We start from the raw sequence: 22029 nt of genomic DNA, 5'->3' as shown, positions 1-22029 counted from the left end.
TATGAAGAGGATAGGCATCACGTTACGGGCATGTCAGGCGGTGGGTTATCAAGAGGCTCGTGATGGGCTCGCTCGGGATTGGTATCGTTTTTTGCTGCAATTAGATTGGGGGTGGGAGTGGGTATTGTTACCCAATCTTGGTTCACAGAGCGTGGCTTACGCCCAGGCTCAGAGGGTCGAGGGGCTCATCTTAACTGGCGGTGAGGATTTTGGTTCGGATCCCCTACGGGATGAGAGTGAGTTTGCTCTGCTGGAACATGCCGTGAACCACCAGTGGTCGGTGCTGGGCATCTGCCGGGGAATGCAGTTGATTCAACGTTTCTTTGGTGGTGAGCTGGTTATTGCGGGTGGTGACCATCATGTGGCAACTCGGCATTCAGTCTCAAAGCAACGGGCATTGCCATGGGGTGGTATGAGCGAAACATTGTGTTGTGAGGTCAACTCCTATCACGCCAACCGGATACCCTTACCGCTACCTGCCAGTTTGCAGACGCTGGTCGTCGATGCTGATGGTTATTGCGAAGCTTTTACCCATCAGCACATGAAGCTGGCTGGTGTCATGTGGCACCCTGAGCGTGAGGCATTTTGCCATGAATTTGATCGGAAACTATGTCGATGGCTTTTTGAGTGAGGTGATATGCAAGCCATAATTTTAGCTGCCGGGCGAGGTTCCCGGCTTGGTTCCATGACCGAGAACCAACCCAAACCGTTGGCGAAGTTGGCTGGTAAATCGTTGATTGAATGGCAGTTGGCATCGCTAGCCGCAGCGGGTGTCGATAGTGTTCACGTTGTTTGCGGATATTGCAGTGAAGCCCTCCAAGGATACGGTGACAGCCGAATCATGAATACCAACTGGGCTAGTTCTAACATGGTCCGCAGCCTAATGTGCGCGGATGCTGTACTGTCGGCGGCGCCAACTCTTGTTTGCTATGGGGATATTGTCTATCGTCCTGGGATCATCAGAACCTTGATATCATCTGATGCGCCATTAGCCATTAGCTATGACAAGGAGTGGTGGTCACTCTGGTCGGCACGGTTTGAGGATCCCTTATCAGATGCTGAAAGCTTCCGACAGCAGGGGGGGCAATTGCTCACCATCGGTGAACAGGTTCAGACTCGAGAGGAGATCGAAGGGCAATATATGGGGTTGTTGAAGTTCACCCCCGAGGGTTGGCAACGAGTGTCTGCGGTGTTAGCAGGACTCAGCGCCGAACAAATCAACAAGCTGGATATGACTAGCCTTCTGCGCCTATTGTTGTCTCATGGTGTTCCCATTGCGTCCATTGCTATATCCGGTGGTTGGGTTGAAGTGGATAATCCTTCGGATATAACCTTGTACGAACAACGGGTTGCTGATCTTGGCTGGAGTCATAATTGGCGAACTGATACTTAGGTAAGCTCCTGACAAATCTTGTTTGTTCTTGGTCGAATGTACTGTATGCGATTGGCTCATGAGGCAACTGCAGTCTCACAATTAACCAATAGCGCCTAATTAAACCAGCTGTTCTAATTCGTGCTTGATTAAGCCCTCCTGAGGACCTCTATAACCTTGTTTTGTTGATCGCCAGATAGCATTGGGTAGAGAGGAATACTCGTTATAGCTTGATAAAATTGATGGGCTGAGTCTGTATCTGCTGGCGACTTTCGCCGATGGGCTGGTTGGGCTGAGATTGGCATGTAGTGTACGTTGGCAACGATACCAGCTTCTTTCAACTGTACAAAAAGTGTCTTGCGGTGTTCCGCAGGTACTTTGATAACAAACAGATGCCAAGCAGAAATCCGTCCATTGCGATGGGCTAATATTTTCAGACCGGGACGTGGTAATTCAGCCTGATAACGCGCAGCGATTTTCCGTCGTTTAACCAAGAACTCCTCGAGCCGAGCCATCTGGCTCAATCCCAGTGCAGCCTGAATATCTGTCATGCGGTAGTTGAAGCCCAGCATCTGCTGCTCATAGTACCAGGGGCCATCGGGCTCATTGATGAAGTCGGCCGGATCCCGGGTGATGCCGTGGCTGCGCAACATGCTCATGGTTTTGGCAAGCGCAGGGTCATTGGTCATCGCCATGCCGCCCTCGCCGGTGGTGATGATCTTCACCGGGTGGAAGCTGAAGACGGTGATGTCACTGTAGCGGCAGTTGCCGGTGGGTTCATCGTGATAGCGGGCGCCGAGGGCATGACAGGCATCTTCGATGATCCGAAAACCGTACTCTTGCCCCAGGCGGTGGATCTCTTGCATGTCGCAGGGCAGGCCCGCGAAGTGTACCGGGATGACCACCTTGGGCAGGCATCCTTGAGCCTTGGCGGCTACCAGCTTGCGCTCCAGCTCCATGGCGCACATGTTGCCGGTATCGGGCTCGATGTCGACGAAGTCGACCTGGGCTCCGCAATAGAGTGCGCAGTTGGCAGAGGCGACAAAGCTGATGGGGGAGGTCCAGACCCAGTCACCCGGGCCGACACCCAGTGCCAGACAGGCAATATGCAGAGCGGCTGTACCTGAGTTGACCGCCACCCCGAAGCGGGCACCACAGTAATCCGCCACTGCCTGCTCGAAGCGCGGCACCACTGGCCCCTGGGTCAGAAAATCGGACTTCAATACTTCGACCACGGCTTCGATATCCGCTTCGCTGATCGACTGTCTGCCGTACGGGATCATTCCATTACCACCTTGCTGTTCAATGCTTTCAGCTGTTCAACCGTCAGGAAATCATCGTTGTCACGGGAGTTGTACTCGAATCCCTGGACCACCATGGTTCCCTTTTCACCTGAGGCGGTGACGGAGAAGTCATTGTTGCGATTGTTGAAGTTGATGGTCGGTCCGATGATGAAGAAGTCGTCGAACTCGAAGGTGTGGTAGGAGTCGTCACACGGGCACATCACTTCATGCAGTTTCTCACCCGGGCGGATGCCGATGATCTCCTGGTCCAGCTGAGGGGCCATGGCGGTAGCCAGGTCGGTAATCCGCACCGAGGGCAGCTTGGGCACGAAAATCTCACCCCCCTTCATACGCGGGAAGTTGTTCATCACGAAGTCCACCCCCTGCTGCAGAGTGATCCAGAAGCGGGTCATCTCGGCGTGAGTGATAGGCAGGGTGGTGGCGCCCTGATCGATTCGTTTCTGGAAGAAGGGCACCACAGAACCGCGCGAGCCCACCACGTTGCCGTAGCGCACCACCGCAAAACGGGTTGGATCCTGGCCGGCGATGTTGTTGGCGGCGACGAACAGTTTGTCGGAGGCCAGCTTGGTGGCGCCATACAGGTTGATGGGGTTGGCAGCCTTGTCGGTGGAGAGGGCGATCACCTTCTTGACCTGATTGAGCAGGGCGGCCTGGATGACGTTCTCGGCCCCGTGGATATTGGTCTTGATGCACTCCATGGGGTTGTATTCGGCGGCCGGCACCTGTTTGAGGGCCGCCGCGTGCACCACATAGTCAACCCCGCGCATTGCCATGGTGAGCCGGTTGGCGTCCCGCACGTCGCCGATGAAATATCGCATGCAGGGGGCGTTGAAGACCTGCTGCATCTCGAACTGTTTCAGCTCGTCGCGGGAGTAGATGATCAGCCGTTTCGGCTTGTAGCGTTCCAGCACTGTCTTGACCAGCATCTTGCCAAACGAGCCAGTGCCGCCGGTAATCAATAGGGTTTTATTGTCGAACATGACGGATTCTCGCTAGTGATGCCAAGTGACAAGCAATTTATGTGCCTTGGGCCAGTTTAGCCGAAAAGGGGCTGATGCGGTCCTGTATGATGCCAGTTTTATTCCACTCTGAGTGAACTAACTAGATGATTCATAGAGAAATCCAACCCAGCTCAAACAACTTTATGCGATCTCGGGGGCTTTAACAAAAAGCGGAACACCGGGGTTCCGCTTTTTTGACGCCTAGCTGGAGAGCAGCACTCTGGCCGAGTTGGCGGGGATGGTGAGCTGTACCTCGCCCTGCACCACTTCGAATTTGTCGCCGTTGAAGGCATCGGTGAAGCGGCTGGCGGGGCTCGCGGTCTGCCACAGGGGCAGGCTGATGGTGCGCGGCTCGCTGGGGTGACGGTTGCAGGCCACCACCACCTGATCGCTTTGCAGGGTGCGGGCAAACACATAGCTGTGCGGGCCGGCATAGAGGGTCTGGATGTCGCCGCGACGCAGGGCCGGACGCTGCCGGCGGATCTGGATCAACCGGCGGTAGTGGTCGTGCAGCACGTGATCCCAGGCGGTGGTCTCCCACGGGAAGCAACGGCGGCAGTCCGGGTCATTGCCGCCAGAGAGCCCCACTTCATCGCCGTAGTAGATGGACGGCACGCCGATATAGGTGAGCAACAGGGTGGCCGCGAGCCGCATCCGTTGTTTGTCCTCCCCCAGCAGGTGGAGGAAGCGGGCAGTATCGTGGCTGTCCAGCAGGTTGAACTGGGCCAGCTGGTTCTTGAACGGAATGTGGGCCCGCGCCAGCTTGAGCCAGCGATCCAGCTCTTCGGCGCTGATCTTGATGGGGTGGTAGGCGATGTCCTGGCCCGCCAGGAAGGCGCGAATAGGGTGGGCGAAGCCGTAGTAGTTCATGGCGCCGTCCTCCTGATCCCCCTGCAGCCACTGGCTGGCCTCGAAGAAGTGCTCGCCGAGAACATAGGCGTCCGGGTTCTCCTGCTTCACGGCACCGCGAATGGCGCGCACGTGGCCGCGGTTGCCCTCGGCAGTGCCGCGCTCTCCCAGCATGTGGATGACGTCGAAGCGCCAGCCGTCGATCTGGTAGGGGGCACGCATCCAGTAACGCAGGATGGCGTCGTCGGCGCGGTAGACGGCGTCCTGCACCTGTTCGCTGGAGAAGTCGAGCTTGGGCAGGCTGCGGATGCCCTTCCAGCTGACATAATCCCCTTCGTTGTCAAAGGTGTAGAAGCTGCGCCACGGTGAGTCCGGGTTGCTCTGGGCGCCCAGCGGCGGGCAGAACCAGGGGTGCTCGGTCGAGGTGTGGTTGACCACCGCATCCAGGATGATCTTCATGCCGCGCTGGTGCAGGTTGCGGGTCAGCTCGGCAAACTGGGCGTTGGTGCCGAGGTGCGCATCCACCTTGAAGTAATCCTGGGTGTCGTACTTGTGGTTGCTCGGCGAATCGAAGATGGGGTTGAGATAGAGCGCCGTCACCCCGAGAGATTGCAGATAGTGCAGCTTGGCATCGATGCCCGCCAGGTCGCCACCGTAGAATTCGCAGGCGCCATGGCCCTCTTCGTGGCGGCTGACCGGCTCGCCCCACGCCTTGCTGATCACCGCCTTGCCGCGGTATTCGTACTCGTGATGCTTGACGCTGAGCGACGGATCGCCGTTGCAGAAGCGATCGGGGAAGATCTGGTAGAACACCTGGTCCTGCACCCAGGCCGGTGGCTGGTGCAGGCTGTTGAAGCGAAAATGCTGCTCGCGCGGCGGCATGGCGGCGCTGACGCCGGCCCCGTGCAGCCACCACTGCTCCTCATCGGTGAGGCACTTGAAGCAGTAGAGGTGGATGTCCTGCCCTTTGATGAGCGGCAGGGTCGCCTGCCATACCTGCAGCCGGTCACGGGTGGAGACCGCCGTCATCGGGATCAGGTACTCCTCGTTGTCCGGCTCGTGGCGCAGCCACACCTCGCGGATCGGGGCATCCAGCTCGCTGAACAGGGTCAGTTGCAGGGCATCGGCGCTCTCTTTGAACCAGGGCGCCACCTGGGGATGAAACAGAAATGGATGGGTCATGATGCTTATTGAGTCAGAAGATCGGCGAGGGCATTGCCCTGTTCATGCAAGGTTTCGAGCTGGCCGGCGAGCGACTTGGGATCCAGCCCCAGCTGGTCGGCCAGTGGCTTGGGGAAACGGGCGATGATGGCCTGGGCCGGTACTCCCGCGTTCCAGGCGAAGGAGATGAAGACCGCCAGGCGGATCAGCACCGCCTCCTTGCTGACCGGGTTGTGGGAGAGGGGATCCAGCTGCTGGGAGATGGCATCGACGAAGGCCTCGGAGAGGTTCCAGCGCCGTGCCAGCTCGGCGCCGAGCTGGGCGTAGTCGTAACCCAGCATCTCGCGCTGGGCCTCGACCCGGCTGCTCCCCTTCTGGATCGCCAGACTGATGAGCTCCGCCTCCTCCGGCAAGGTGCTCTGGATCAGCAGTTCGCCTATGTTGTGGATGAGGGCGCAGGTAAAGGCGGTCTCGGGGTCGAGCACCTTGGCCTCCTGGGCCAGGGTCTTGGCGATGGTGGCGACCTGGAAGGTCTCGGTCCAGAACTTGTTCTTGTCGAAGCTGGGAGGCGCCTTGAAGCTGCCGATGATGCCGGAGGCGACCACCACAGAGCGCAGCCGGTTGAAACCGAGGCGGATCACCGCCTGTTCGATGGAGGTGACTTCGTTGCCGCGGCGCAGGGCGGCCGAGTTGGCCATTCGCAGCACCTTGACGCTGATCACCTGGTCCATGGCGATCTTGGCCGCAATCTCGTCGATGCGGGCATTTTCATCGCTGAAGCTCTGCATCAACTCATGCAGCAGTTGCGGGATAGTGGGGAGTTGTTTGATCTTGTCAAACAGACGGTCCATCGACATGGCTGAGGCAGCCTCCATTGCGAGCACTGCCTCATATTGTGCCACAGGCGGGGCACATGTTCCTGTTTGTGATGCCGGTTTGTGAGCCCTAGAGCACCCAGTCGCGCAGGGTGTATTCCAAACGATGCCGTTTGCCCTGCAGGATCAGGGTCTGGGTAGTGCCATCCAGGGTGGCACCTTCGGTGAGGGTGGTCAGCACCGCCTGCTCCACCGCATCGAGCGGGGCCAGACAGGCCATCTCGGTGCTGCCCAGACTGGTCACCCAGAACTTGTTCCCCTCGAGGTGGCCCTGACCGAAGTAGCGGTTGCAACCGGCGATGCCGTTGACGGTGAAGTGCTCACCTATCTCGAAATCGGGCGGATTGTCTTGCGGCGCGGCAACGGGCTGGCCATCCAGCTTGTCGAGCACCCAGTGGTGGTGCTGCAGGTCTTGCGAGGCGAAGCGGGGAGTACTGCTGCAGGCGCTGAGCAGAAGCAGGGCGAGCAGCAGTAGCAAGAATCTGGGCATGAAAGGGCTCCGGTAGTGGGAGTGACAAGCATACCCTCTGTGCGCGCCCTCAGGCAGGGCGAGGGGGAGTGCCCCCGACTGCTTCTGTCGCCCTGTGGGCGGGGCCTGTGTCGTTAAATGGCAACACAGCCCCCCATGCTTGGCTGCAGTTGGGTCAGATTGGGGTGGGTTGACCGCTGCCAAACAGCCGCTCGGCGTAACGGGCCAGACCGGAGGCGACCGAGCCGAAGTCATCGCCCCCTTCCAGCGGCACCTGGGGCAACTTCTGGCGGATGAAGGCCTGGATCAGCGGGGAGCGGGCGCTGCCGCCGGTGATGAAGACCCGATCCGGCTGCACGCCGGCGGCGGCGATGGCTTCATCCATCAGCTCGCCAATTTTCTCCAGCAGCAGGGCAGAGGCATTGGCCAGCTGTTCGCGGGTCAGCTCCGCCTCCAGCCCTTTTTCCAGCTCGCTCAGCGATTGGTGATTGGACTCCTGCGTCGAGAGGGCGATCTTGCCCTGCTCGGCGCGCCACACCAGCTGGTGGCTCAGCTTGTGGGCGCGCAGGCTGGCGAGGCGGCCCAGCTTGCTGCCGGGCTGGCTGTCGAGTTGCAGATCCTGCAGCTGGCGGGCGGTATCCAGGCTGTAGAAGCGGCTCTGGGCGCTGACGTCGTTGATGGCGGCGGCATCCCAGAACAGCGGGTGGGGCAGCGGCTTGCCGGTCTTGAGGGTCTCGTGCATGCCGAGCAGCGGCATCATGCCCTCCACCGTCAGCCGGATGTCAAAGTCGTTGCCGCCGATGCGCTGGCCGCTGTGGCCGAGCAGATCGCCGTCGCGATCGAGCCGGTCGCGGTGACTCGGGCCCATCCGCAGCACGGAGCAGTCGGTGGTGCCGCCGCCGATGTCCACCACCAGCACCACCGCATCCTCGGTCAGGCGGGCCTCGAATTCGAAGCCGGCCGCCACCGGCTCATAGAGAAACTCCACCTGCTCGAACCCGGCGAGGCGGGCCGCTTCGCTCAGGATGGCGATGGCCTGACGGTTGCTCTCTTCCCCCGCCAGCCCCTGGAAGTTGACCGGGCGGCCGACCACGGCCCGGCGGATCGGTGCGCCGAGCTGCTGCTCCGCCTCGCGCCGCACGTGCAGCATCATGGCGCAGACGATGTCTTCGAACAGGGCGATCTGCGGTGCCTTGAGGCCGTAGGCGCCGAGGAAGGATTTGGGCGACTTGAGGTAGTAGCCGTCGTCCGGCTCTTCCAGATAGCGCTCCAGCGCCGCGGCGCCAAAGCTGAGCTCGTCGATCAGCCCCTCTTCGCGCATCTGGCGGCGTACCGCCTGGGCTCGGGTGACCACGGGGCCGCGCAGCTTGAGGTACTCGCTCTGCTGGGCGGGGGCCAGCCCTTCGGCCAGCAGGCCGGCAATGGCATCCCGGTGGGGCGCGTGCAGGGTGGAGGGAAGGTAGTGGGCACCGCTCAGGTTCAGCAGCCTGGGGCTGCCTTGTTCCATCACGGCGACGGCACAGTTGGAGGTACCGTAATCAAATCCGATAAACATGGGCAGCCAGACTCCTTAGCAAAAAAGGGCTGGTAGCCTACCCGAAGGCGCCGGGTCTCACAACCCGGCGCCTCGCTTATTGCGCGGTGGTTTACTCCACCTCGTTGTCGCAGCGACCCTGGCTGTCGATGGCGCGGATGTTGCTGAGGGTGGTGTCGGCGATGGCGTGCAGCGCCTCGCGGGTCAGGAAGGCCTGGTGACCAGTGAACAGCACGTTGTGGCAGGCCGACAGGCGGCGGAACACGTCATCGGTGATCACTTCGTTGGACTTGTCGGCGAAGAAGAGATCTTCTTCTTCCTCGTAGACGTCCAGCCCCAGCGCGCCGATGCGGGCGGTCTTGAGCGCCTCGATGGCGGCGTTGGAGTCGAGCAGGCCGCCCCGGCTGGTGTTGATGATCATCACCCCGTCCTTCATCTTGGCGAACGCTTCCTTGTTCAGTAGGTGGTAGTTCTCCTTGAACAGCGGGCAGTGCAGGCTGATGACGTCGGACTGGCGGAACAGGGTATCGAGATCCACGTACTCGGCGCCGAGATCGATGGCCGCCTGGTTCGGATAGGGATCGCTCACCAGCAGGCGCATGCCGAAGCCCTTGAGGATGCGCAGGGTGGCGATGCCGATCTTGCCGGTACCGATGATGCCGGCGGTGCGGCCGTGCATGTTGAAGCCGACCAGCCCCTCCAGCGAGAAGTTGGCGTCACGGGTGCGTTGATAGGCTTTGTGGATGCGACGGTTGAGGGTCATCATCAGGCCCACCGCGTGTTCGGCGACCGCTTCCGGGGAGTAGGCGGGCACTCGCACCACCTTCAGCCCCAGCTCCTTGGCGGCGGCCAGATCCACGTTGTTGTAGCCGGCGCAGCGCAGGGCGATCACCCTGGTGCCATTGGTGGCCAGCTCGGTCAGCACCTCGCGGTCGGCATCGTCGTTGACGAACAGGCACACCACGGGGAAGCCGTGGGCTAGCCGGGCAGTCTTGGCCTCCAGCCGCACGTCGAAGAACTCCAGTTCATAACCGTACTGGCTGTTGGCCTGATTGAAGTGTTCTTTGTCGTAGCTCTTGGTACTGAAAACGGCGACTCTCATGGTGTGCTCTCCGCAGATAATGATGTAGTTAAATTACAACAAATATGGGGCGTCATCACGGGATAAATGGTGGGCATTCAGCCCCACGGCATGATGGGCACGGCGCTGACCGCGCTCTTGTAAGAACCATCCACCAGCTTGGTGCTGTAAGTCAGATAGACCAGCGCGTTGCGCTTTTGATCGTAAAAGCGCACCACTTTCTGCTCCTTGAACACCAGCGAGGTGCTGACGTCGAACACCTCTTCCCCCGCCTTCAGCTTGGCGGGCAGGGTGATGGGGCCGATCTGGTGGCACGAGAGGGAGGCGTGAGAGGGGTCTTCCGCCAGCCCGAGTCCGCCCTTGACGCCGCCGGTCTTGGGACGCGCCAGATAGCAGGCGACGCCGTCGATGCGGGGATCGTCGAACGCCTCCACCAGGATCTTGTGGTTGGGGCCAAACAGCTTGAAGGCGGTGCTCACCTCGCCGACCGGGTCGGCCTTGTCGGCCAGCGCCGGGCCGGCAATCAGTGCGCCCAGCAACAGCGGCAGGGCGCGAGCAAGGATCTGAGGATGTCTCATGGTCTCTCCTGTTGGCTTCCCTCAGTAGGGAATGCCCAAACGACGATAGAGGCTGGCCAGCACCCAGGCGGGGCCGATCAGCAAAAACTGCAGGTCGGCGAGGAAGGAGGGGCGCTTGCCCTCGATCTTGTGACCGACGAACTGGGTTATCCAGAGCAGCACGAACCCGGCCAGCGCCGGCCACAGCAATGGGCCTTGCCAGCTGTGGCAAATGACCAGCCCCAGCGCGGTCAGCACCGTCATGCCCACAAACAGCGCAAACGACAGCCGCAGGTAGAAGGCCAGCACCGGGATGGCGACCAGCGCGGCCCAGTTGAGCGACGGCGGCAGCGGCCCGGCCGGCAGGCACCAGAACAGGGCCAACGAGCAGAGATAGATACCGGGCACCGCCAGCTTGTGGATCGCCACATTGACCGGGTGCCGGTGGCTCTGGCCGTACAGTTCAAACCACTCCTCGATTCCCTTCATGGCACCTCCCTGGCGCGCTGTGGGTGCCACCCCGGTTGAGGTGGCCGACTCTTATCCCTGCGGGGGATACTCCCAATATTGGGCCGGAATGGATTTTAGCAACGGTGTCATGTCGGGATTGGGCAGGGAGATGGTGACCCGCCGCTCGAGATTGGCGCTGGCCAGGGCCTCGCGGATCTTGGGGTTCTCCCGGAAGAATTTCATGAAGCTGCCGTCGGCATAGGCCCGCTCAAGCCCGGTCTGGATCGCCTTGGCCAGCTTGGGGGATTCCGGGCTGACGAAGAAGAACTCGGCGAAGGGGTAGCGGATCAGCAGGTGCTGATCGATGACCAGGTTGGGATATTGCGCCACCAGCTCGCTGCGCTCGGCGAAGATCTCCACCAGATTGCGCGGGAAGAAGTCCAGCTTGTCACCGTCGTTGATCAGCCGAAACAGGTTGCTGTAGCGCCCCGAATAGGTGGGGATGCCGGCGTTTTCGAGGATCTTGTTGTCGGCCCAGCCCACCCCTTGCGCCGCCTTCAGTTTCTTGAGATCGGCCAGCGAGTTGATCTGGTTGAACTTCTCCTGGGCATCGGCGTGGATGAAGGAGAGCCGCAGCCCTTCCAGACCGCGAAACAGCGGGATCGGCACGGCGATGAGCGAGGATTCGAGGGCGCTGGAGGTGCCCATCCAGAACACATTAATGGTTTGGCCCTTGCTCAGCTGTTGCTGCAGGCTGTACTGGTTGAGGTTGAGTTCGACCTGCTTGATGCGAAACGGCTGGCCGGCATGGGTCAGCGCCAGTTCCAGCAGCTTGAGCTGGTACTCTTTGTCGAGGTCGTTGATCGGTCGGCTGGGAACCTTGACCGTGAGGGTCTGTGCTTGTGCCAGCAACGGCAGACACAAGCACAGTTTGAGGAACCATTTCACTCTCTGCTCTCCTGTAGATTCCGGGCTTGCCCGGAGTCTAACAGAACTTGTCACTCTCTTGCTGCGTAGCCGTGATCCGCCAGGGTGAGCAGCCTGGTGTCCTCATTGTCACCTGCATGCCCACCCCGCTGGCGACGCTCGCCGCACGAATGTGAGCAGGCAGCGAGGCGTCAGGCGACGCGACGATACACGTGGGTATCGTTGAACTCCTTGGTGCTCTGGCATTCAACGCAGAAGCGGGACTCGGGACGAGCCTGCAGCCGCTTGAGGGAGATCTCGTCACCGCAGGATTCGCAGTAACCGAAATCCCCTTCGCTGATGCGCTTGAGGGCACCACGCAGCTTGCGCAGATGCAGCTTGTCATGCTCGATGCGGTTCAGCTCCAGACGACGGGCTTCCTCGATGCTGGCACGGTCAATTTCATCAGCCATCTCGTTGGTATCGGTGGCGATGGCCTGGCTGGCCTGGGAGTTGAGACGATCTTCGAGTTCGAGGATCTGGCGCTCGATCTGTCCCTTGTAAAAGGCCAGTTGGTCTTCAGTCATGAAATCACACATACGATTTACTACCAGTCAGTTTACTAACCCAATTATCCCTGTTTATGGGGGCTGTCTGCCTGCAGACCAAGCCCTGTGTCCTGAATTTGCACCAAATCCAAGCAGGAGAGTGCAAATCAGGGCGGGCCTTGTACCAAAAAAATGCAGGCATGCAAAGCAAAGAGGACAAGTATTGTGCGCCCTTGCAAAAAAATGACCCGATTCAGACAGGGTCTGACTGAGAACATGGGGGATCCGGCAAGCTTGTTGGCACCGGGCTTGCAGTGGGTCGTTACCACGCCAGGGTGTTTAGTATTTGTCCCCGCGATGGTCATTATATGCGCCGTTATTTATAGTTTTTTAAACACCACCGCTTGACATTGCCCCTGATGGCGGGCTTTTATGGTGGTGTTGATTACAATTTGATAACAAGGGTGTTCCATATATTAGACACCCTTGCCAATGGCAACCGTAGAGTCGGGGTTTAACATGGACAGTATCAAGGGCTGGATGGAGAGCAATCGCATCACGGAAGTGGAGTGCCTGTTTCCGGATTTCACCGGCAATGCCCGAGGCAAGATCATTCCAGCCAACAAGTTTCTGCGCGAGGGGGGCATGCGCCTGCCCGAGGTCATCTTCACCCAGACGGTGACCGGCGAGTATCCGGATGACGACAGCATGATCGACCCGCTGGAGCGGGACATGCAGCTCTATCCCGATCCCAACACCATTCGTTTCGTACCCTGGGCGCTGGAGCCGACCGCCCAAGTGATCCACGACTGTTTCGACATCAATGGCAAGCTGATCGACATCGCGCCGCGCTCCGTGCTGCGTCGGGTCCTGTCATTTTACGAGAAGCAGGGCTGGAAGCCGGTGGTGGCCCCCGAGCTGGAATTCTATCTGGTCAAGCGCAACGAAGACCCCGACTATCCGCTGGTGCCGCCGGTAGGGCGCAACGGCCGCCCCGAGACGGCCCGCCAATCGTTCAGCATCGACGCGGTCAACGAATTCGACCCCATCTTTGAAGACATGTACGACTACTGCGAGGCGCAGGAGCTGGAGGTGGACACCCTGATCCACGAGTCCGGCGCCGCCCAGATGGAGATCAACTTCCTGCACGGCGACGCCGTCGATCTGGCGGATCAGGTGTTCCTGTTCAAGCGCACCATGCGGGAAGCGGCCCACCGCCACGGGATTTACGCCACCTTCATGGCCAAGCCGATGAGCGACGAGCCCGGCTCCGCCATGCACATCCACCAGAGTCTGGAAGATGTGAACGGTCGCAACCTGTTCGGCACCGAGAACGGCGGCCACTCCGAGTTGTTCATGCACTTCATCGCCGGCCTGCAGAAATACACGCCGGCGGTGACCGCGCTGCTGGCCCCCAACGTCAACTCCTACCGCCGCCTCACCTTTGGCGAGAGCGCACCGCGCAACGTGCAGTGGGGGGTGGAGAACCGCACCTGCGGGCTGCGGGTGCCCTTCTCCGAGGCCAGTGCCCGCCGGGTGGAGAACCGCTTCGCCGGCGCCGATGCCAATCCGTATCTGGCGCTGGCCGCCACCTTGGCCTGCGGCTACCTCGGCATGATGGAGAAGCTGGAGCCGCTGCCGGAGATGAAGTCGAGCGCCTATGAGCTGCCCTACAGCCTGCCCCGCTCGCTGGAGGAGGCATTGAGCCACCTGGAGCAGTGTGACCCCATCAAGGAGATGCTGGGCGAGCGCTTTACCCGGGCCTTCGTGGCGGTCAAACGCAAGGAGTATGAGACCTACTTCGGGGTGATCAGCCGCTGGGAACGGGAGTTCCTGCTGCTGAACGTGTGACCCGGATGCGCGCCGGTCGCGCATCACCCTGCCCGGAGGGGCCGCCGGCCCCTCCCGCGTGAATCGAGACAGTTGGGGTGCAGGCACTGCACGACACCCGGTGAATCACCGTGACCGGGGGAGTTGTCTGCACCTCATCAACTGACCAACAAACATCGCTTAAATCGAAGGAACCGAGGAGCAAGCAATGCAGCATACCACCCGTGAGTGGCAGCAACTGGAAGCCAGCCATCACCTGCATCCGTTTACCGATTTTCAGGCGCTGAACAAGAAAGGCAGCCGCATCATCACCCGGGCCGAGGGCGTCTATCTGGAAGACTCCGAAGGCAAGCGCATTCTGGACGGCATGGCCGGCCTGTGGTGCGTCAACCTGGGCTATGGCCGCCAGGAGCTGGTGGACGCCGCCACCCGCCAGATGCAGCAACTGCCCTATTACAACCTCTTCTTCCAGACCAGCCACCCGCCCGCTGCCGAGCTGGCGACCCTGCTGGCCGAGATCACGCCGCCGCACCTCAACCACGTCTTCTTCACCGGCTCGGGCTCCGAGTGCAACGATACCGTGCTGCGGATGGTGCGCCACTACTGGGCCAGCAAGGGGCAGCCGGACAAGCAGGTGATCATCAGCCGTCACAACGCCTACCACGGCTCTACCGTGGCCGGGGCGAGCCTGGGCGGCATGAAGGGGATGCACGCCCAGGGCGGGCTGCCGATCCCCGGTATCGTGCACATCGACCAGCCCTATCACTTCGGCGAGGGGCAGGGGATGAGCGCCCACGAATTCGGGCTGGCCCGTGCCCGTCAGCTGGAGGAGAAGATTCTGGCGCTGGGGGTGGACCAGGTGGCCGCCTTTATCGGTGAGCCGATCCAGGGCGCCGGCGGCGTCATCATTCCGCCCGACAGCTACTGGCCGGAGATCCAGCGTATCTGCGACAAGTACGGCATCCTGCTGATCGCCGACGAGGTGATCTGCGGCTTTGGTCGCACCGGTCACTGGTTCGCCAGCGAAGGCTTCGGCATCAAGCCGGATCTCATGTGCCTGGCCAAGGGCATCACCTCCGGCTATCTGCCGATGGGGGCCGTGATGGTGGGGGACCGGGTCGCCAAGGTGCTGGTGGAAGAGGGGGGCGAGTTCAACCACGGCTTCACCTACTCCGGTCATCCGGTGGCCTGCGCCGTGGCGATTGCCAACATTACGCTTATGCAAAACGAAAGCATAGTTAAGCGAGTTCATGATACCATCGGCCCCTATTTGCAGCGCCGCTGGGCGGAGCTGGCGGACCATCCGCTGGTGGGCGAAACCCGTGGCAAAGGCCTGGTGGCCGCGCTGGAAATAGTGCAGGACAAGCAGACCAACAGCCGCTTCCCGGCTGGGCTGCAGGCCGGTATGACCTGTCGGGAGTTCTGCTTTAACAATGGCTTGGTGATGAGGGCGGTCGGCGATACCATGATCATATCGCCCCCCTTGGTGATCACTGAGGAACAGGTGGATGAATTGGTCAATCTGGCCAGGCTCAGTCTCGATCTGACGGCGGCAAAGCTGCGGGGATAGGCGGGCGCCGGGCAGGTTGGCTTGCGCATACAATTTGCTTAGGAGACAAGGACGATGTCTTTCAAAACGGGAATGATTGCAGCCTCTGTGGCACTGATCATGATGAGTACCGGGGCGATGGCCGAGGACAAGGTGTTGCACGTCTACAACTGGAGCGACTATATCGCGCCAAACACGCTGGAAGACTTCCAGAAAGAGACGGGCATCAAGGTGGTCTACGACGTGTTCGACAGCAACGAGGTGCTGGAAGCCAAGTTGCTGGCCGGCAGTTCGGGCTATGACATCGTCGTGCCGTCCAACCCCTTCCTGGCCAAGCAGATCAAGGCGGGCGTGTTCCAGAAGCTGGACAAGTCCAAGCTCTCCAACTGGCAAAACCTGGATACCTCGTTGCTCAAGGCGCTCGAACCGAGCGACCCGGGTAACCAGTACTCCATTCCTTACCTGTGGGGCACCATCGGTTATGCCTACAACCCGGAGAAGGTGAAAGCCGTGCTGGGTGACAAGGCGCCGGTGGATTCCTGGGATCTGGTGTTCAAACCGGAAAACATGGCCAAGTTGAAGGAGTGCGGTGTCTCCTTCCTCGACTCGCCGACCGAAATGCTGCCGGCCGCCCTGCAATACTTGGGCTTCAAGCCGGACAGCCAGAAGCCGGACGAGCTGAAGAAGGCGGAGGAGCTGTTCCTCTCCATCCGTCCCTATACCGCCTACTTCCACTCCTCCAAATACATTTCGGATCTGGCCAACGGCAACCTGTGCGTGGCGGTCGGTTACTCCGGTGACTTGCAGCAGTCCAAGTCACGGGCGATAGAGGCCAAGAACGGCGTCAACCTGACCTACGTGATCCCGAAAGAGGGGGCAGGCAGCTTTTTCGACATGCTGGCCATCCCGGCCGATGCCAAGAACGTGGAGGCGGCCCATGTGTTCCTGAACTACCTGATGAAGCCGGAGGTGATCGCCAAGATCTCCGACGCCGTCAGCTACCCGAGCGGCAACAAGGCTTCCGTGCCGCTGGTGTCCGAGAAGATCCGCAACGATCCGGGCATCTACCCGAGCGACGAGACGCTGGCCAAGATCTACACCTTCCCGGATCTGCCGGCCAAGGTGCAGCGTCTGATGACGCGTAGCTGGACCAAGATCAAGTCAGGCAAGTAAGTGACGAGTGCCCCTCTCGGTCCGCAGTTCGGCCGGGAGGGAGGTGACCCACCCGACAGGTTGGACGGCGCGTAAGGATGCGCGACTGGCAAATCACACATTAAGAGGACTGAGTAAGTGCACACAACCAAGATAGTGACGATGGCCCTGGCTTTGGGGTTGGCAAATGTGGCTCAGGCAGCCCCTGTGGTCCACTTTTACAACTGGTCCGACTATATCGGCGAGACCACCCTCAGCGACTTTCAGCGGGCGACCGGGATCCAGACCGTCTATGACGTGTTTGATTCCAACGAAACCCTCGAAGGCAAGCTGCTGACCGGACGCACCGGTTACGATCTGGTGGTGCCCTCCAACAATTTCCTGGCCAAACAGATCAAGGCGGGGGCCTTCCAGAAGCTGGATCCCGCCCTGCTGCCCAATCTGGCCAACCTGGATCCCGTGCTGCTCAAGCAGCTCGACAAGGTGGATCCGGGTCATCAGTACGCCGTGCCCTATCTGTGGGGCACCAACGGCATCGGTTACAACATCGACAAGGTCAAGGCCGTGCTGGGGGTCGACAAGATTGACTCCTGGGCCGTGATCTTCGAACCGGAAAACATGCAGAAACTGGCCCGTTGCGGGGTCGCCTTCCTCGACTCGGCAGACGAGATGATTCCGGCGGCGCTCAACTATCTGGGGCTCAACCCCAACAGCCAGGATCCGGCGGATCTCAAGCGTGCCGAGGAGCAGCTGCTCAAGGTGCGTCCCTACGTGGCCTATTTCCACTCCTCCAAGTACATCGGCGATCTCGCCAATGGCGACATCTGCGTGGCGGCCGGTTTCTCCGGCGACATCCTGCAGGCGGCGGCTCGTGCCGACGAAGCCGGCAAGGGGATCAAGATCGCCTACAGCATACCGAAGGAGGGGGGCAACCTCTGGTTCGACATGATGGCGATCCCGGCCGATGCCACCAACGTGAAAGAGGCGCACGCCCTCATCAACTATGTGCTGCAGCCCGAGGTGATTGCCCAGATCAGCAATCATGTGGGCTACGCGAACCCCAACGCCAAGGCGGGGGAGTTCATGGAGGAGCACGTGCGCAATGACGAGTCCGTCTATCCACCCCAGGCGGTGCTGGAGCGGCTGTATGTGCAGCAGGCACATCCCCGCGCGGTGCAGCGCCTGATCACCCGGAGTTGGACCAAGATCAAGTCCGGAACCTAACCTTGGCGCCCATCCCGGGGCGCCAGACTGTTTTATGGATCGGCCCCGGCCGGTATTACCTTTGGGAGTTTGGTAATGGCGATAGCCTCCAGTGCCTACAAGAAAGCCCTCGAGGGCAGCCAGCAACGCAAAGAAGTGCTGGTCAAGATAGACAGGGTAAGCAAGCAGTTCGATGAAACGCTGGCGGTCGACAACGTGTCCCTCAACATCCACAAGGGCGAGATCTTCGCCCTGCTGGGCGGGTCCGGCTCCGGCAAGTCGACCCTGCTGCGGATGCTGGCGGGGTTCGAGCGTCCTACCGAGGGGCGCTTGTTCCTCGACGGAGTCGACATCACCGACATGCCGCCCTATGAACGCCCCATCAACATGATGTTCCAGTCCTACGCCCTGTTCCCCCACATGACGGTGGCGCAGAACATCGCCTTCGGCCTCAAGCAGGATGGCCTGCCCAAGGCGGAGGTCGATGCCCGGGTGGAGGAGATGCTCAAGCTGGTACAGATGACCCAGTATGCCCGTCGCAAGCCCCATCAGCTCTCCGGCGGCCAGCGCCAGCGGGTGGCGCTGGCGCGCTCGCTGGCCAAGCGCCCCAAGCTGCTGCTGCTGGATGAGCCCATGGGGGCGCTGGACAAGAAGCTGCGCTCCCAGATGCAGCTCGAGCTGGTCGAGATCATTGAGCGGGTCGGGGTAACCTGCGTCATGGTGACCCACGATCAGGAAGAGGCTATGACCATGGCCGAACGGATCGCCATCATGCACCTGGGCTGCATCGAGCAGATCGGCAGCCCGATGGACATCTATGAAACCCCGGCCAGCCGGCTGGTGTGCGAGTTCATCGGCAACGTCAACCTGTTCGACGGCCTGCTGGTGGAGGATGAGCAGGACCACGCCACCATCGCCTGCGCCGATCTGGAGCAGCCCATTTATGTGGGCCACGGCATCAGCTCCCGCGCCGAGAACAAGAAGGTCACCTACGCCCTGCGGCCGGAAAAACTGCTGATGAGCCTGCAAAAGCCGGTGGAGATCGAGCATCCGGACTTCAACTGGACCAAGGGCGAAGTTTATGACATCGCCTATCTGGGCGGTCATTCGGTTTATCACATCCAGTTGCCTTCGGGCAAAATCGTTCAGGCTTTCATCGCCAATGCCGAACGCCACGGCAAGCGGCCGACCTGGGATGACCAGGTGTTCCTCTACTGGGAAGATGACAGCGGCGTGGTGCTGCAATCATGATGGCATTGAGACGACTGAAGGCACTGGGGGGGCGGCAGCTGGTGATCGGCATCCCGTTCTTCTGGCTGTTCCTGTTCTTCCTGCTGCCCTTCATCATAGTGGTGAAGATCAGTTTCGCCGAAGCGGACGTGGCGATCCCGCCCTACACCGACGTGGTGAGCTGGGCCGACGATCAGCTCACCATCTTGCTGCACATGGGCAACTACCTGCTGCTGCAGGAAGATGAGCTCTACATCGCGGCCTATCTCGGCTCCCTCAAGATGGCCTTCATCAGCACAGTGCTCTGTCTGCTGATCGGCTATCCGATGGCCTACTCCATCGCCCGGGCCAACAAGGAGACCCAGACCGTTCTGCTGCTGCTCATCATGATGCCGACCTGGACCGCGATCCTGATCCGGGTCTACGCCTGGATGGGCATTCTCAGCAACAACGGCCTGCTCAACAGCCTGTTGATGGGCATCGGCCTCATCAACGAGCCGCTGCAGATCCTCAACACCAACCTGGCGGTCTACATCGGCATCGTTTACTCCTACCTGCCGTTCATGGTGCTGCCGCTCTACGCCAACCTGGTCAAGCACGATCAGAGCCTGTTGGAGGCGGCCTCCGACCTCGGCGCCCGCAACCTGACTCGGTTCTGGCAGATCACGGTGCCGCTCTCCAAGAACGGCATCATCGCTGGCTGCATGCTGGTGTTCATCCCGGTGGTGGGCGAGTTCGTCATTCCGGAGCTGTTGGGCGGCCCCGAGACCCTGATGATCGGCAAGGTGCTGTGGCAGGAGTTCTTCAACAACCGTGACTGGCCGGTGGCGTCCGCCCTGGCGGTGGTGATGCTGGCGGTGCTGATCATTCCGATCATCCTGTTCAACCGCAACCAGGCTAAAGAGCTGGAGGGGAAAGTATGAGGCGCTTTGGTTTTGCCAAGCTGATGCTGTGGCTGGGGCTGCTGTTCATCTACCTGCCGATGATCATCATGGTGATCTACTCCTTCAACGCCTCCAAGCTGGTGACGGTATGGGGTGGCTGGTCGCTGAAGTGGTATTTCGGCCTGCTCGACAACAAGCAGTTGATAGGTTCGGTACTGCGTTCGCTGGAGATCGCCTTCTATACCGCCATCGCGGCGGTGGCGTTGGGGACGGTGGCAGCCTTCGTGCTGACCCGGATCCCGCACTTCCGTGGCCGGACGCTGTTCGGCGGCATGGTGACGGCGCCGCTGGTGATGCCCGAGGTGATCACCGGTCTCTCCTTGCTGCTGCTGTTCGTGGCCATGGCCCAGCTGGTGGGTTGGCCCGCCGAGCGGGGCATGGTGACCATCTGGATTGCGCACACCACCTTCTGTACCGCCTATGTGGCGATCGTGGTGTCGGCCCGCCTGCGGGAACTGGATCTCTCCATCGAGGAGGCAGCCATGGATCTGGGGGCCAAGCCCTGGAAGGTGTTCTTCCTGATCACCATCCCGATGATCGCCCCCTCGCTGGCGGCGGGCGGCATGATGTCGTTTGCCCTGTCGCTGGATGACCTGGTGCTGGCGAGCTTCGTCTCCGGCCCGGGCTCGACCACCCTGCCGATGGAGGTCTTCTCGGCGGTGCGACTCGGGGTGAAACCCGAGATAAACGCGGTGGCCAGCCTGATCCTGCTGTCGGTGTCGTTGTTCACCTTCGGCAGCTGGTATCTGATGGCCAAGGCGGAGAAACGTCGCCGCGCCGAGATCGCCATGACCACCCAGATGCAGGCAGTCGCCTGACCTCGTGTTAAGATCCGCATTCTCTCGTCAATCCGGAGGATGAGAATGCGGATCTCCATCTTTAGCGGCCAGGGTACCGAACTGGTTCCCGGCCTTGTCAGTGCCATCCACAAACAAGCCACCTCCATACCGCTCTGGTGCGGTGCCAATGGTCTGGCTGGCGACGAACAGTGCGACCAGCGCCACCATGGCGGCCCGGATCGGGCGCTGCACTACTATCCTGCCGATCACTACCCCTGGTGGCACAACTGGCAGACGGCGCTGGGCCTGCCGACCCCGCGTACCCCCTGGCAACCGGCCGCCTTCGGCGAGAACCTCTCCGGGGTCGGGCTGACCGAGGCGCAGGCCTGTATCGGCGATGTCTATCGTCTCGGCGAGGCGCTGATCCAGATAAGCCAGCCCAGATCCCCCTGCTTCAAGCTCAACCAGCGTTTCGGCTATGGCCAGATGTCGCAGGTGATGCAGCTCAGCGGCCGCTGCGGCTGGCTGTTGCGGGTGCTGGAGGAGGGGATGGTGATGCCGCAGGAGCGGCTGGAGCTGGTGGACAGGCCCTACCCTGAACTCACGGTAAAGCGCACCGCCGACATCCTGTTCAACCAGCTGCGCAACGAAGCGGACCTGCTGTTGCTGCTGGAAAATCCGGCCCTCTCGCCCAACTGGCGCAAGCATGCGGCAGACTGGCTGGAGCATGGTGTGGTCGCTGACTGGCGTCGCCGCTTGCTTGGCCCGGCCGAATTCCAGCTCGCTTCCTCATAAACGTTGCCAGACCATTTTTTGGCCGCTGACGGCTCAGGATGGATGGAACTGACGAATAGTTGAGCGAACAGCCATTTTTTTGCTTACAAACGTAAAAAAGGCTTGTGTCGAGTCGGGGCTTTCGGTAAATTCCCGTCCCGCAGACATCGGTGTGTAGCGCAGCTTGGTAGCGCACTTCGTTCGGGACGAAGGGGTCGGAGGTTCGAATCCTCTCACACCGACCACATTAGAAAAGGCCGCTCAATAGAGCGGCCTTTTCGCATTTGGCATTCGCGCAAGCGGAGGGCGATATTCATGCTGGCGGCTTGCTAGGGTAACTGCAATGCTCCTCTGTCTCTCTGTCTCTCTGTCTCTCTGTCTCTCTGTCTCTCTGTCTCTCTGTCTCTCTGTCTGTTTAATCCGTCTCGTCAGTTCCGTTGCCCGGCGCTGGGCAATAAAAG

At 60.7% G+C, this 22029-nt stretch carries 21 protein-coding genes and 1 tRNA gene; 11 read left to right on the top strand and 11 right to left on the bottom strand.

Going from position 1 to position 22029, the window contains the following annotated elements:
- Window position 1: 1 nt before the first annotated feature.
- Together AHA_RS20975 and AHA_RS20970 are read left to right on the top strand one after the other, a co-directional pair.
- Window positions 2–631 carry a gamma-glutamyl-gamma-aminobutyrate hydrolase family protein gene (locus AHA_RS20975; protein ID WP_041216839.1) on the top strand — a complete coding sequence of 210 codons (630 nt, stop codon included), beginning with the start codon at window positions 2–4 and terminating at the stop codon, window positions 629–631.
- A gap of 6 nt (window positions 632–637) precedes the next feature.
- A complete protein-coding gene (locus AHA_RS20970) occupies window positions 638–1393 on the top strand; it encodes a phosphocholine cytidylyltransferase family protein (RefSeq protein ID WP_011707810.1) in 756 nt (251 codons plus the stop codon).
- A 128-nt stretch (window positions 1394–1521) separates the two neighbouring features.
- On the opposite strand, the gene pseC is transcribed toward AHA_RS20970, so the two are convergent.
- The 11 genes from pseC to AHA_RS20915 form a co-directional block, all read right to left on the bottom strand.
- Window positions 1522–2655, bottom strand: a complete 1134-nt coding sequence (gene pseC, locus AHA_RS20965) for a UDP-4-amino-4,6-dideoxy-N-acetyl-beta-L-altrosamine transaminase (RefSeq protein ID WP_011707809.1) — start codon at window positions 2653–2655, stop codon at window positions 1522–1524.
- On the bottom strand, window positions 2652–3656 hold the full coding sequence (pseB, locus tag AHA_RS20960) for a UDP-N-acetylglucosamine 4,6-dehydratase (inverting) (RefSeq protein WP_011707808.1): 1005 nt from the start codon (window positions 3654–3656) through the stop codon (window positions 2652–2654). The genes pseC and pseB overlap by 4 nt, the downstream gene beginning before the upstream one ends.
- 222 nt (window positions 3657–3878) lie before the next feature.
- Entirely contained in the window at window positions 3879–5708 is a 1830-nt protein-coding gene (gene malZ / locus AHA_RS20955) for a maltodextrin glucosidase (protein WP_041216836.1), read from the bottom strand.
- A gap of 5 nt (window positions 5709–5713) precedes the next feature.
- Window positions 5714–6562, bottom strand: a complete 849-nt coding sequence (locus AHA_RS20950; RefSeq protein WP_011707806.1) for an HDOD domain-containing protein — start codon at window positions 6560–6562, stop codon at window positions 5714–5716.
- 70 nt (window positions 6563–6632) lie between these two features.
- Window positions 6633–7052, bottom strand: coding sequence for an META domain-containing protein (locus AHA_RS20945; protein WP_043160193.1), 420 nt, complete (start codon window positions 7050–7052; stop codon window positions 6633–6635).
- 154 nt (window positions 7053–7206) lie between these two features.
- The gene (gene yegD, locus AHA_RS20940; protein ID WP_011707804.1) at window positions 7207–8586 is read right to left on the bottom strand and encodes a molecular chaperone; all 1380 of its coding nucleotides are present in this window, start codon (window positions 8584–8586) and stop codon (window positions 7207–7209) included.
- A 91-nt stretch (window positions 8587–8677) separates the two neighbouring features.
- The gene (locus AHA_RS20935; protein WP_011707803.1) at window positions 8678–9667 is read right to left on the bottom strand and encodes a 2-hydroxyacid dehydrogenase; all 990 of its coding nucleotides are present in this window, start codon (window positions 9665–9667) and stop codon (window positions 8678–8680) included.
- A 77-nt stretch (window positions 9668–9744) separates the two neighbouring features.
- Window positions 9745–10224: a CreA family protein gene (locus AHA_RS20930; RefSeq protein ID WP_011707802.1), complete on the bottom strand. Its 480-nt coding sequence runs from the start codon at window positions 10222–10224 to the stop codon at window positions 9745–9747.
- Window positions 10225–10245: 21 nt separating this feature from the next.
- Window positions 10246–10692 (bottom strand): Mpo1 family 2-hydroxy fatty acid dioxygenase, encoded by a 447-nt coding sequence (locus tag AHA_RS20925; RefSeq protein ID WP_011707801.1) that lies wholly within the window; start codon window positions 10690–10692, stop codon window positions 10246–10248.
- A 51-nt stretch (window positions 10693–10743) separates the two neighbouring features.
- Window positions 10744–11601: a type 2 periplasmic-binding domain-containing protein gene (locus AHA_RS20920; RefSeq protein WP_011707800.1), complete on the bottom strand. Its 858-nt coding sequence runs from the start codon at window positions 11599–11601 to the stop codon at window positions 10744–10746.
- A 170-nt stretch (window positions 11602–11771) separates the two neighbouring features.
- The gene (locus AHA_RS20915) at window positions 11772–12158 is read right to left on the bottom strand and encodes a TraR/DksA family transcriptional regulator (protein ID WP_010635769.1); all 387 of its coding nucleotides are present in this window, start codon (window positions 12156–12158) and stop codon (window positions 11772–11774) included.
- Between the two features lie 468 nt (window positions 12159–12626).
- Between AHA_RS20915 and AHA_RS20910 the strand changes: the two genes are divergently transcribed.
- The 9 genes from AHA_RS20910 to AHA_RS20870 all read left to right on the top strand — a co-directional run bounded on the left by AHA_RS20910 (window position 12627) and on the right by AHA_RS20870 (window position 21813).
- Window positions 12627–13958, top strand: coding sequence for a glutamine synthetase family protein (locus tag AHA_RS20910; RefSeq protein WP_011707799.1), 1332 nt, complete (start codon window positions 12627–12629; stop codon window positions 13956–13958).
- Window positions 13959–14145: 187 nt separating this feature from the next.
- A complete protein-coding gene (locus AHA_RS20905; protein WP_011707798.1) occupies window positions 14146–15507 on the top strand; it encodes an aspartate aminotransferase family protein in 1362 nt (453 codons plus the stop codon).
- Between the two features lie 54 nt (window positions 15508–15561).
- A complete protein-coding gene (locus AHA_RS20900; protein WP_011707797.1) occupies window positions 15562–16659 on the top strand; it encodes a polyamine ABC transporter substrate-binding protein in 1098 nt (365 codons plus the stop codon).
- A gap of 141 nt (window positions 16660–16800) precedes the next feature.
- Complete coding sequence (locus AHA_RS20895; protein WP_219255756.1) at window positions 16801–17862, top strand: polyamine ABC transporter substrate-binding protein; 1062 nt, start codon at window positions 16801–16803, stop codon at window positions 17860–17862.
- 75 nt (window positions 17863–17937) lie between these two features.
- Window positions 17938–19092: a polyamine ABC transporter ATP-binding protein gene (gene potA, locus AHA_RS20890; protein WP_011707795.1), complete on the top strand. Its 1155-nt coding sequence runs from the start codon at window positions 17938–17940 to the stop codon at window positions 19090–19092.
- Window positions 19089–19994, top strand: coding sequence for an ABC transporter permease subunit (locus AHA_RS20885; RefSeq protein WP_017409743.1), 906 nt, complete (start codon window positions 19089–19091; stop codon window positions 19992–19994). The genes potA and AHA_RS20885 overlap by 4 nt, the downstream gene beginning before the upstream one ends.
- Window positions 19991–20833 (top strand): ABC transporter permease subunit, encoded by an 843-nt coding sequence (locus AHA_RS20880; RefSeq protein ID WP_011707793.1) that lies wholly within the window; start codon window positions 19991–19993, stop codon window positions 20831–20833. The genes AHA_RS20885 and AHA_RS20880 overlap by 4 nt, the downstream gene beginning before the upstream one ends.
- Before the next feature lie 45 nt (window positions 20834–20878).
- A complete protein-coding gene (locus tag AHA_RS20875; RefSeq protein ID WP_011707792.1) occupies window positions 20879–21589 on the top strand; it encodes an MOSC domain-containing protein in 711 nt (236 codons plus the stop codon).
- Window positions 21590–21736: 147 nt separating this feature from the next.
- Window positions 21737–21813 (top strand) — tRNA-Pro (locus AHA_RS20870).
- Window positions 21814–22029 lie beyond the last annotated feature (216 nt).

Source organism: Aeromonas hydrophila subsp. hydrophila ATCC 7966 (assembly GCF_000014805.1).
Taxonomy (GTDB): domain Bacteria; phylum Pseudomonadota; class Gammaproteobacteria; order Enterobacterales; family Aeromonadaceae; genus Aeromonas; species Aeromonas hydrophila.
Note: the sequence above shows the minus strand (reverse complement) of the source record. Positions and strands in the feature narration are given on the sequence as shown.

Bases quoted from the DNA above. Each gene is read 5' to 3' on its own strand.
- pseB (WP_011707808.1), bottom strand. From the start codon at position 3,656: ATGTTCGACAATAAAACCCTATTGATTACCGGCGGCACTGGCTCGTTT.
- yegD (WP_011707804.1), bottom strand. From the start codon at position 8,586: ATGTTTATCGGATTTGATTACGGTACCTCCAACTGTGCCGTCGCCGTG.
- malZ (WP_041216836.1), bottom strand. From the start codon at position 5,708: ATGACCCATCCATTTCTGTTTCATCCCCAGGTGGCGCCCTGGTTCAAA.
- AHA_RS20880 (WP_011707793.1), top strand. From the start codon at position 19,991: ATGAGGCGCTTTGGTTTTGCCAAGCTGATGCTGTGGCTGGGGCTGCTG.
- pseC (WP_011707809.1), bottom strand. From the start codon at position 2,655: ATGATCCCGTACGGCAGACAGTCGATCAGCGAAGCGGATATCGAAGCC.
- AHA_RS20930 (WP_011707802.1), bottom strand. From the start codon at position 10,224: ATGAGACATCCTCAGATCCTTGCTCGCGCCCTGCCGCTGTTGCTGGGC.
- AHA_RS20895 (WP_219255756.1), top strand. From the start codon at position 16,801: ATGGCCCTGGCTTTGGGGTTGGCAAATGTGGCTCAGGCAGCCCCTGTG.
- AHA_RS20900 (WP_011707797.1), top strand. From the start codon at position 15,562: ATGTCTTTCAAAACGGGAATGATTGCAGCCTCTGTGGCACTGATCATG.
- AHA_RS20915 (WP_010635769.1), bottom strand. From the start codon at position 12,158: ATGTGTGATTTCATGACTGAAGACCAACTGGCCTTTTACAAGGGACAG.
- AHA_RS20975 (WP_041216839.1), top strand. From the start codon at position 2: ATGAAGAGGATAGGCATCACGTTACGGGCATGTCAGGCGGTGGGTTAT.
- AHA_RS20945 (WP_043160193.1), bottom strand. From the start codon at position 7,052: ATGCCCAGATTCTTGCTACTGCTGCTCGCCCTGCTTCTGCTCAGCGCC.
- AHA_RS20925 (WP_011707801.1), bottom strand. From the start codon at position 10,692: ATGAAGGGAATCGAGGAGTGGTTTGAACTGTACGGCCAGAGCCACCGG.
- AHA_RS20875 (WP_011707792.1), top strand. From the start codon at position 20,879: ATGCGGATCTCCATCTTTAGCGGCCAGGGTACCGAACTGGTTCCCGGC.
- AHA_RS20910 (WP_011707799.1), top strand. From the start codon at position 12,627: ATGGACAGTATCAAGGGCTGGATGGAGAGCAATCGCATCACGGAAGTG.
- AHA_RS20950 (WP_011707806.1), bottom strand. From the start codon at position 6,562: ATGGAGGCTGCCTCAGCCATGTCGATGGACCGTCTGTTTGACAAGATC.
- potA (WP_011707795.1), top strand. From the start codon at position 17,938: ATGGCGATAGCCTCCAGTGCCTACAAGAAAGCCCTCGAGGGCAGCCAG.
- AHA_RS20885 (WP_017409743.1), top strand. From the start codon at position 19,089: ATGATGGCATTGAGACGACTGAAGGCACTGGGGGGGCGGCAGCTGGTG.
- AHA_RS20935 (WP_011707803.1), bottom strand. From the start codon at position 9,667: ATGAGAGTCGCCGTTTTCAGTACCAAGAGCTACGACAAAGAACACTTC.
- AHA_RS20970 (WP_011707810.1), top strand. From the start codon at position 638: ATGCAAGCCATAATTTTAGCTGCCGGGCGAGGTTCCCGGCTTGGTTCC.
- AHA_RS20905 (WP_011707798.1), top strand. From the start codon at position 14,146: ATGCAGCATACCACCCGTGAGTGGCAGCAACTGGAAGCCAGCCATCAC.